The 10806-nt window shown below is 34.8% G+C and carries 7 protein-coding genes; all 7 read left to right on the top strand.

Going from position 1 to position 10806, the window contains the following annotated elements; translation table 11 throughout:
* The first annotated feature begins 121 nt into the window (after positions 1 to 121).
* The 7 genes from HT699_RS05045 (at position 122) to HT699_RS05015 (ending at position 10764) form a co-directional block, all read left to right on the top strand.
* Positions 122 to 3379, top strand: coding sequence for a helicase-related protein (locus tag HT699_RS05045; protein ID WP_172934148.1), 3258 nt, complete (start codon positions 122 to 124; stop codon positions 3377 to 3379).
* Entirely contained in the window at positions 3372 to 4055 is a 684-nt protein-coding gene (locus tag HT699_RS05040) for a DUF4391 domain-containing protein (RefSeq protein WP_172934147.1), read from the top strand. Before HT699_RS05045 ends, HT699_RS05040 begins: the two co-directional genes overlap by 8 nt.
* A gap of 391 nt (positions 4056 to 4446) precedes the next feature.
* Entirely contained in the window at positions 4447 to 6225 is a 1779-nt protein-coding gene (locus HT699_RS05035; RefSeq protein WP_172934146.1) for a DNA methyltransferase, read from the top strand.
* A 3-nt stretch (positions 6226 to 6228) separates the two neighbouring features.
* Positions 6229 to 6714: a hypothetical protein gene (locus tag HT699_RS05030; protein ID WP_000499891.1), complete on the top strand. Its 486-nt coding sequence runs from the start codon at positions 6229 to 6231 to the stop codon at positions 6712 to 6714.
* 63 nt (positions 6715 to 6777) lie between these two features.
* Positions 6778 to 9855, top strand: coding sequence for a DEAD/DEAH box helicase family protein (locus HT699_RS05025; protein WP_172934145.1), 3078 nt, complete (start codon positions 6778 to 6780; stop codon positions 9853 to 9855).
* Positions 9856 to 9868: 13 nt separating this feature from the next.
* The gene (locus HT699_RS05020) at positions 9869 to 10321 is read left to right on the top strand and encodes a CFI-box-CTERM domain-containing protein (protein WP_172934144.1); all 453 of its coding nucleotides are present in this window, start codon (positions 9869 to 9871) and stop codon (positions 10319 to 10321) included.
* 296 nt (positions 10322 to 10617) lie between these two features.
* Positions 10618 to 10764, top strand: a complete 147-nt coding sequence (locus HT699_RS05015; RefSeq protein ID WP_000770987.1) for a hypothetical protein — start codon at positions 10618 to 10620, stop codon at positions 10762 to 10764.
* Positions 10765 to 10806 lie beyond the last annotated feature (42 nt).

Below are 10806 nucleotides of genomic sequence, written 5' to 3'. Positions count from 1 at the left end.
CCTGCGGCTAGCTTCCTAGATTGCTCTTTGATTTTCATTGAGTATTAGAAAGAAGAAAAAAGTCTATTTTGAATTTGCAAAGAATGATATAATAGTAGAAATAGTCTAACAAGGAGGAATTATGGAAATTGATAATCGATCAATTCGTCTTGGAGATGAATTAAAGAAAGAATTGAAATCAGAGAGCCGAGTCAAGATTGCAGCAGCAACCTTTTCTATGTTTGCTTATCAGCAGTTGAAAGAGGAATTGGAGAATATAGAAGAGTTAAAATTTATTTTTACAAATCCGACTTTTATAACAGATGAAACCAAAACAGATTTCCGTGAATATACGATACCCAAAAAAGAACGGGAACAATCGATCTTTGGTGGCAAGTATGAACTGAAATTGATGAATGAGCTGACCCAAAAAGCGATTGCTCGTGAATGTGCTGATTGGATCCGAAGAAAAGCGCAATTCAAATCGATTAATATTGAAACAGATGAAATGCCAAATGGTATTCGAATTGAAAATTCGGATGATGTAGTGGCAGTAGATCGTTTGAAAAACTTTGATCGCAAAGAATTAGGATATGAAGCTTCTCTATTTAAAACGAGTAGAAACCTCTATCATGCACCACTTAGTTTAAATTATTTAGATGAATTTGATAATCTTTGGGAAGAAGATGATTATTTTCGTGATGTTACAGAAGAGTTTTTGGAGAATTTAAACCTAGCTCATAAAGAACATTCTCCTGAGTTCATTTATTATGTGATGCTATATAATTTATTCAATGAATTTTTAGAAGATATCAATGAAGACTTTTTACCCAATGAAGGGGTTGGCTATAAAGAAAGTAAAATTTGGGGGCTGTTATATGATTTCCAAAAGGATGCAGTAAAATCGATCATTTCTAAATTAGAAAAATTTAATGGATGTATTCTAGCGGATTCGGTTGGTCTAGGGAAGACTTATACAGCTTTAGCGGTCATGACTTATTATGCTTATCGAGGAAAACGTATTTTAGTACTTTGTCCTAAAAAGTTAGAAAATAACTGGAATATGTATCGTCATGATTATGTAAATAATCCAATTTATGATAGACATTTGCTTTATGACGTGCTTTATCATACAGATCTTAGTAGAGATAAAGGACACTCTAATGGAATTGATCTGTCCTTAAATAATTGGCATACTTATGATTTGGTTGTTATTGATGAGTCCCATAATTTTAGAAATGGAGGCTCTAGCGAAAATGACTTATCCGAGGGGAGAGAAAATCGATACAGCCGTTTAATGAATCGCATCATAAAGTCTGGTGTTCCTACAAAGGTACTCATGCTATCAGCCACACCTGTTAATAATCGCTTTAATGATTTGAAAAATCAAATTGCTTTAGCCTATGAGGGAGATACGGATCAAATTGATAGTAAATTAGAAACAAAATCATCTATAAACGATATTTTCAGAAATGCTCAATCTGCTTATAATAAGTGGGCTGATCTACCTGCAGAAGAGAGAACAACAGATAAATTGCTATCTACATTAGATTTTGATTTCTTTAAAGTACTAGATAGTGTAACGATAGCCAGAAGTAGAAAACATATTCGCGAATTTTATGATAGAGAAGCTATTGGAGAATTTCCGCAGCGCTTAAAACCTCTTAATTTTGAACCTGATTTAACGGTTTCAAATCTCGGAATTACCTATAAAAAATTATATCACTTACTTGATAAACTACAGTTGACTATCTATCAACCATCAATACATATTTACCCATCAAAGAGAGCTAAATACGATAAAAGTAAAGAAGGAAAAATGGGGAATTTAACTCAGTTTGGTCGTGAGTCTGGTATCAAAAAACTGATGATGATTAACCTGCTCAAACGTTTAGAAAGTTCTGTTGCAGCTTTTCGATATACTTTAATAGATGTTGTTAAAGATTATGTAGAAAAGACCTTAAAGGCTATCGAGGAATATGAATTGACAGGCTTGGATCATTTATCTCTTGATTCTCATCTTGATGAAGATGATTTTGATTTGGAAGATAGTAATTTCGAGTTCTCTATTGGTAAGAAAAATCGTATTGCTTTACAAGATATGGATTATCGTAGTTGGAAGGTCGAGTTAGAACAAGATTTTGCAGTATTGATAGAGCTAGAAGATCTAATCAGTAAAATAACGCCACAAGAAGACCAAAAACTGCAGACTCTTTTTACCTTGATAGATGAGAAGCTAACAAATCCAATCAATGCTGGTAATAAAAAGTTGATTATTTTCTCTGCATTTGCGACAACAACCAACTACCTTTATAAACATATTAGCCAGTATGTCTTGGATAAGTATGGTCTTTACACTGCTCAGATTTCAGGTACAAAGGGTTTTGCAACAACTTTGGAAACTAAAAATAAAGACCTCAATTCTTTATTAACTTATTTCTCTCCTAAATCAAAATCTCGTGATGTTCTGTTTCCTGGTGATGAGAGTGAGATTGATCTTTTAATTGCAACAGATGTGATTTCCGAAGGTCAAAACTTGCAAGATGCAGACATGATGGTCAATTACGATATCCACTGGAATCCTGTCCGTATTGTTCAACGATTTGGTCGTGTGGATCGAATTGGTAGTCAAAATAAATACATTCAATTAGTTAACTTTTGGCCAAACCTTGAGTTAGATGAATATATCGATCTTAAGTCTAGGGTTGAATCGAGGATGAAAATTTCTGTCTTGACTTCAACAGCTGATGATAATGTTTTATCTAGTGAAGAAATAGAGGATAATAATTATCGAAGAAAACAATTAGAACGTCTTAGAGATGAAGTGGTCGATCTAGAGGAGATGAATGATGGTATTTCCATTATGGATTTAGGATTAGAAGATTATCGCATAGACCTTCTTAAGTATTTGGAAGAACATCCTGAGTTAGAAAGAGTTCCAAAAGGATTGCAAGCTATTTTACCTGCCTCCAATAAAGAATCAGAAGGTGTCATTTTCGTCCTAAAAAATAAAGATCAGATAAAAGGAAAAAATAATCAAAATCAGCTTCACCCATATTATATCCTCTACATCAATAGAAATGGAGAACTACTGTTATCTCCGTCTGAAAGCAAGAAAATATTGGAGCACCTCAGTAGCATTTGTCGGGGTCAAAGTAAACCGTTGAGTCATGTGGTAGACAAGTTCAATCGTCAAACAAAAGATGGTAAAGAAATGGTTGTTTATTCGGAATTGCTTCAAGAGGCAATCGATCAACTAATGGAACATGATCAGATCTCAACGATGGATGCCCTATTTAACTTTGGATCTGTTGACTTGATGAATACCAGCATTGAGGGAATGGATGATTTTGAGTTAATTTGTTTCTTCATATTGATGAAAGGGGATTCTGATGATTAAATTTCCATCTTATACAGCCTTATCAAGACCTCACATTCTATATCGGCCTCATAAAAAGGGAAATAGTGATTTTTTTGATAATCTTAATGTTTCTGTGAAAGATAAGAAAGATTTAAGAGAACAGATTAGAGCAATTCAAATTACTCATCAGATTGATACAAGTACCACTAATATTCCTGCTGGAAAAAAAGTGAAGCAAATCATGGTTTTAGAAATAGAACTCGAACAAATGGATGTTTCGTTCACTTTATTAGAACAGCTAGATATAAGAGTAGGGATTTACACAGCCTTTGTATTAAAATATCCACAAGGTAGAGAAGAACTTCTTATTCATTATAAAGAGCCTTTAAGTCAAGAAAAGGATGGTAAGCACTTTAAGATTGTCCGTCGCTTTCAGACGCATGATGATGTAAGCATTGACTTTGAGGGAAATGATTTAGATGACGTTTATGAGAGTCTTGTAAAAGAAACTGGTAAGAAAGAATTACAAGTTTTAGAAACAAGTAATCTTAGAAACTCTATTGAACTCAGTGACCAATTAGATAAATTAGATAAGAAGGCACAACAGCTAAAGAAAAAGATGTATTCTGAAAAATCAATGAGAAAACAAATAGAAATAAAAAGAGACTATCAGGCTACATTGAAAGAAATAGAAGATTTAAAGAAGCAAAATTGATTGTAAATTTTGACAAAGGAAAATCAGAAATTGAGATTAGGGAACACTTTTGATTTCAACCCCTATTTTTGATAAAATGAAGCTGTAATGTATTAAAAATGAAGCATTACAAAAATAGGATAAGCCAACTTAATTTTTTATAAAATTAAAATTACAAAAGCTTGACAAAGCTAAGAAAGGATACTACCATGAGCACAGCACAGCACAGCACACAGGTGAAAACTCTGGACTTGAGAAATTAACTCTCACTTCAAAAGATGTTTTTACAGATAATATTTCAAAAATTGGTCAACTTTTTCCTGAAGTTCTGACGGAAAAGAGGGATGAATACGGCAAATTACGTCCTGCGATTGACTTTGAGAAACTTAAACAGTTTTTATCAGAGGAAATTGTGGATGGTCGAGAATCCTATGAGTTTACTTGGGTTGGAAAGCGTGAAGCTATTGCAGAAGCTGGGCGACCAACTACCAAAACCCTAAGACCAGATCTTGATGAAAGTGTTGACTTTGAAAACAGTGAAAATGTCTTTATTACTGGAGATAATTTAGAAGTCTTGAAAATCTTACAAGAATCCTATCTAGGAAAAATCGATATGATTTATATCGATCCACCCTATAATACAGGGAAAGACTTTGTATATTCTGATAAGTTCCAAAAAACAGATGAAGAGCTGAAAGAAGAGATGGAACTTTTGGATGAAGAAGGACGCCAGGTCATTGGACTCACAAAAAATGAAAAAAATTCGGCCCGTTATCACTCAGACTGGCTCAATATGATGTATCCACGCCTCCGTCTAGCGCGTAATCTTCTCAAAGATTCAGGTGTCATCTTTATCTCTATCGATGATAATGAACAAGCTAATCTGAAAGCTATCTGTGATGAGATATTTGGGGAGGAGAATTTTATTCAAGATTTTATTTGGCATAAAAAGACTCAACCATCTTTTTTATCCAAAGAAGTTGCAAATATTCATGAATATTTGTTGGCATATAGAAAAGAAAAAAATGTAAAATTGAAAGGAGGCTTTACTGACCCAGACAAACTTATTGAAATGTTGAATATTTCTAATAATAAGAGCATGCGTATTTTTAATTGTAACTCAACAATAATTAATAATGGAAATTATAATGGAGTTATTGAGAAAGGAATATATGGAAATGGAGATTTGAAGGTCGAATTACTTGAGGATATACAGGTCAACAATGGTGTTCCTGTTTCTGATATCAGGATGTTTGGACGCTTCAAATGGGGGCAAGAAAAAATCGATGAACTGATTCAAAACGGTGGAAACATTGAAATAAGATCAGTTTCAACTTTACGTCCAACAGCTCGTCGAAATACTGGTGAAGTTAATGTAAAACCTCCGGTATCTATTCTTTCTAAAAGTATGAATGCAATTCCTACAAATACTGATGCTACCAATGAAATGAAAAAAATGTTTGATGGAATTTCAATATTTAGTAATCCAAAGCCGACAGGACTTTTAAAATTTTTAATTGATGCTAAAACTTATGAAAAAGATAATTCTCTTATTCTAGACTTCTTTGGTGGTTCTGGTACTACGGCAGACGCAGTTATGCAATTGAATGCGGAAGATGGTGGAAATCGTAAATTTATCTTGTGTACGTTGGATGAGGAAGTAGCCGATAAGTCTGCTGCTAAAGAAGCAGGTTATGAAACCATTGACCAACTTTCACGTGAGCGGATTCGTCGTGCTGCTGCCAAGATTCAGGAGGAGCATCCAGAATTGATTGGCAAGCAAGATTTTGGATTTAAAGCTTACAAGCTAGATTCTTCTAATTTCAAAGATGTTTCAGCTCGACCAGATCAATTTATCCAAGGAGAACTTTTTGATAGTGTATCCAATATCAAGGAAGGACGTACTGGCCTCGACTTACTTTTCCAAGTGATGCTGACCTGGGGAATGGAATTGTCACTAGCCATTGATATGGAGAAAGTAGCAGGAGCAGAAGTTTATGACGTAGATCAAGGTTCGCTCATGGCTTGTTTTGAAGATGATGTATCTGAAGAAGTTGTCCGTCATATCGCTCAAGCACAACCACTCCGTGCCGTTTTCCGAGATAGCTCATTTGCCAATTCAGCAGATAAGATTAACGTAAGTGAAATCTTCAAAGAATTGTCACCTCATACAAAAGTGAAGGTGGTGTAGGCGATGTTCTATCAGCTGACAACTGATAATTGGATAAGTATCGGAGGAATTATAGTAGATTCGATTGCGATTATTGTTTCTATCAGCATTGCAATCTGGGTTACTAGACATGCTTTTAAAGATAACTTAAAACAACATTTATTTGAAAAAAGGATGATATTGTATAGTGATTTTGTTCTACTTTTGGAATACTTGCTTGCAAATCATACAGTTTCTAATCTAAAAAAGCAACATAAGGCAATTGATGAAAATATAACTAAATTATATTTTTTATCTAATAAGGAAATGTATAGTTTAGCCATAGAATTCATTCAAGAACTTGAAGATACTATCAAGAAAGTTGAAGACGGAAAGATACAAGAAGATAATCAAAAACTTATTTCTATTTGTCTTGTACTTAGTGATGCAATGAAGTGGGAAAAAGAGTATTTTAACGATATTACATCATCAAAAGTGAAAGAAATTAAAAAGAAATATAATATGGCGTAACTATTAAATATAGTTATAGATGTGAAATAGTTTATGTGAATTTAATAAAAAGAATATAGAATTATGAAACTACAATTTAAAAAACAACAATTTCAGTTGGATGCGGTTAGTGCCATTGCAGATTTATTTCAAGGGCAAGCCAAACATACTGGAGTTCAGTATATGGCGGATCCAGGTCGTCTCAAGTCAGATGAGGTAGATTTGGTTTTAGATGCGTATCGAAATGCACCGATTCAATTGAGTCAAGCAAGTGTACGTGAAAATGTTCATGCTATGCAAACTCGTTATGGTTTACGTCCTTCTGATAAACTCTCGATTGATATGATTGCTGGACGAGAAGCTTATAACTTCTCAATAGAGATGGAGACAGGAACAGGGAAGACCTACACTTATATCCGTACAATTATGGAGTTGAATAAACGTTATGGCTGGCTTAAGTTCATCATTGTCGTTCCAAGTGTAGCCATTCGTGAAGGGGTTCTCAAGTCATTACAAATTATGTCAAGCCACTTTCAGATGGAGTATGGCAAACAACCACGCTATTTTGTCTACGATTCTTCACGTTTAGGTGATTTGGATAGTTTTGCCAATTCGTCAGACCTTCAAATCATGGTCATCAACTCTCAAGCCTTTAATGCAAAAGGCAAAGATGCGCGACGGATTCATTCTGAACAGGAAAGTTTCCGTTGGCGCCGTCCAATTGATGTCTTGGCAGCTATGAATCCGATTATGATTATTGATGAACCTCAGTCTGTTGAAGGGAAACAAACCAAGGAAAGACTAAAAGATTTCAAGCCATTGTTTACGCTACGTTATTCGGCTACCCATAAAGAAAAACATGATATGGTTTATAGATTGGATGCCATGGATGCTTACAATCAAAAATTAGTGAAGAAGATTGCAGTTAAGGCTATTGAGCAAACTGGGACGACTGGGACACAAGGATATCTATATCTACAAGAAATCATTCCACAAAAAACAGGAGCACCCAAAGCAAAAGTTGAGTTTGAAGTAAAAACGCAGTCAGGTGTTAAGAGGAAATTGAAGGTGGTGGAAGAACCCTTTGATTTGTACGCTGAATCAGGGAATTTATCTGCTTATAAAGGAATGACCCTTAGTCACTTTGATGCAAGAGAGAACAAATTTCAAGTTGGCGTGACGCAAGAACTTCATGTCGGTGAAGTGATAGGGGAAGTGGATGAGTCTAGCATCAGAAGAATTCAAATCCGAGAGACTATAAAAAGTCATATCGAAAAAGAAAGTAAACTGTACAATCGAAGAATTAAAGTATTATCCCTATTTTTCATCGATGAAGTAGCCAAGTATAAGCAATATGATGAACATAATGATGCCTATAATGGTGAATATGCTCAGATTTTTGAAGAAGAATATCGAAATCAAGTAAACCAGTTTATCCGAACACAGGAACCAACTCCTTATCGTAGGTATTTGGAGGCTAATCTTGAGGGAAATTCAGTTCATGCTGGTTACTTTTCGGTAGATAAAGTGAAGAAGTCAGATAAGACCATTTTTGTGGATTATAAATCTGCTAGTGAAAAGAAGAACAATCTTTCAAATGACATTGATGCCTATGACTTGATTATGAAGGACAAGGAGCGTTTATTGAGCTTTGAAGAGCCAGTTCGTTTCCTCTTTTCTCACTCAGCTCTAAAAGAGGGATGGGATAATCCTAATGTCTTTCAAATTTGTACGCTTAAGCAATCTTCAGCAGAAACCCGAAAACGTCAAGAAATTGGTCGTGGTATGCGTTTAGCAGTTGACCAAAACGGAATTCGTCAGGATTTTGAACTCTTAGGAACTGACGTTCATGAAATCAATAAACTGACAGTAATTGCAAATGAAAGTTATGATCAATTTGCTCGAAGTCTACAAGAAGAAATCAAAGAACTCTTAGCAGATCGTCCTGCAAAAGTGGATGTTAGTCTTTTTGCGAATAAAGTTCTAACCAATCAAGAAGGACAAACAATACGAATTACCAAGGAACAAGCAGATTCGATTCATTTTGATTTAATTCGACAAGGCTATATAGACCGTGAAGGACAATTAACCACAGAATATTTTACTGCAAAAGAAAATCATCAGTTACAACTGTCTGAAACGCTAGCAGGTTATGAGGATAAGCTGGTAGAGATATTGGAGAGCGTTTATCATGCAGGACAGTATGAAATTGAAAATGCGAATAATGCGGTAATTCAATTCTCAAATGAGGTCAATCAAGAAAATATTGCCCGAAAAGAATTCTTAAATCTCTGGAAGCAAATCAATCGAAAGACAAGCTATCAAGTAGAGTTTGATGATACGGAGTTGGTAAAACATTCGGTTGACTATATCAATGAGAAATTAGTCGTTAGCAAGCCAAGCTTTCATATAACTCAAGCAAGCGCTACTGAGATGAGTAAGGAAGAAGGACTCCATCTGATAGTGGCTGAAAATGATCGCCAACAAGAATATCTAACGGATTCGCAGATTATGACCAAATATGATTTGCTAGGGGAGATTGCTGAACAGACTGGTTTAACTCGTAAATTGGTTGCGGAAATATTAAGTAAAATCTATGTCTACCAATTTGACAAGTTTAAACAAAATCCTGAAGAGTTTATTCTTAAGGTTTCAAAGCTCATTAATGAACAAAAAGCAAGTCAAATTATCAAGCATATCCAGTATAATGTGTTAAATGAAGAGTATGATATGGACTTGTTTTATGACAATCCTGAAACTGCTAACAGATCAGATGATCACTTACTTGAATCCAAAAAAGGGATTTACAATTTTGTAAAAGTTGATTCCAATACGGAGAAGACCTTTAAAGAATCTTTGGAACAATACGAGGATGTTCGTGTTTATGTGAAGCTACCAGGGAAGTTCAGTATTGCGACTCCGCTTGGGAACTATAACCCTGACTGGGCAATCGCCTTCCGTGAAGGTAGTGTCAAACATATCTATTTTGTTGCAGAAACGAAAGGATCTATGTCTAGTCTTCAATTAAAACAAGCTGAGCAAGCAAAAATTTCCTGTGCGCGTGCTCATTTTAAAGCGTTAGCTCAAGCTGGATTGATTAATGACCAGCACATCTATGATGTGGTTTCAAGTTATGAGGAATTATTAAATATTGTAAGATAGGGAGGTAAAAGAAATGGAATTTATTGTATATCGTAAGGGAAGAGAAGTAGCTGTTTTTCAACGTAGGAGTGATGCAGAGAGATATGTGCACTCTAGAACTGGATTTTTTGGTGAACCAGATGCTTACTATCAGATTGAACAAAGAGGTAGTTATTTGACAGAAGCAGCTGTAACTTACAAGGGATTGGCAGATGACTGTGATGAATTGATGACTTTGCGAAAATTCAGGGATTCTTATCTAGCTTTTAAAGATGGTGGTCAGGAGGAAATTGAATCCTACTATAAGATGGCTCCTCAGATTGTTGCCAAGTTAGAAGAACATTCAAATCGTGAGGAAATACTAGAGTCTATCTGGTCAGGACTTGTCTTACCTTGTGTTTCCTTGATTAAAATAGGAGAGAATCAAACTTGCCATCAATTGTATAAAACATATACACTAGAATTGTCTCAAAAAGTGGTCCAATAAAACGAGTAGAGTATAGGAAAAGAGTTCGGGTCCTCGCTAACTTGTATAGTGAAGAGACCCCCTATTCTATTTAGATCCCCAATACCAAAACAAACGTGTCAAACTAATCACTAATAGAACATACTTGGAAGATTTTGAATGGAATGAGGAAGATACAAAGGAAGCCAATTTCTCTAGCTGGCTTGATGAAATGGTAGGATTGTAAGGGGGGATTTTTACCCCTTGGGTTTTAAGAGTATATATAATTAAGATAAACTAAAAAGACTAACACAAAAAAAGAAAGTAGAGAAAAGAAAATGAAGTTATTAAAGGGTTTGGGCTTTGCCTTGGTATTGTTTTACATGGTTATATTTATTGGAGTAAACTTTGTGACTGTTGGGGTTGATAATGATAAAAAAGAAGAAACAACAAAAGAGATACAAAGGTATGAATTGTTAGACTAGACTAAAATAAAAAAGCATTATACAATAGTAATATGAAATCAA

The organism is Streptococcus sp. 1055 (assembly GCF_013276815.1).
GTDB lineage: Bacteria > Bacillota > Bacilli > Lactobacillales > Streptococcaceae > Streptococcus > Streptococcus pseudopneumoniae.
Note: the sequence above shows the minus strand (reverse complement) of the source record. Positions and strands in the feature narration are given on the sequence as shown.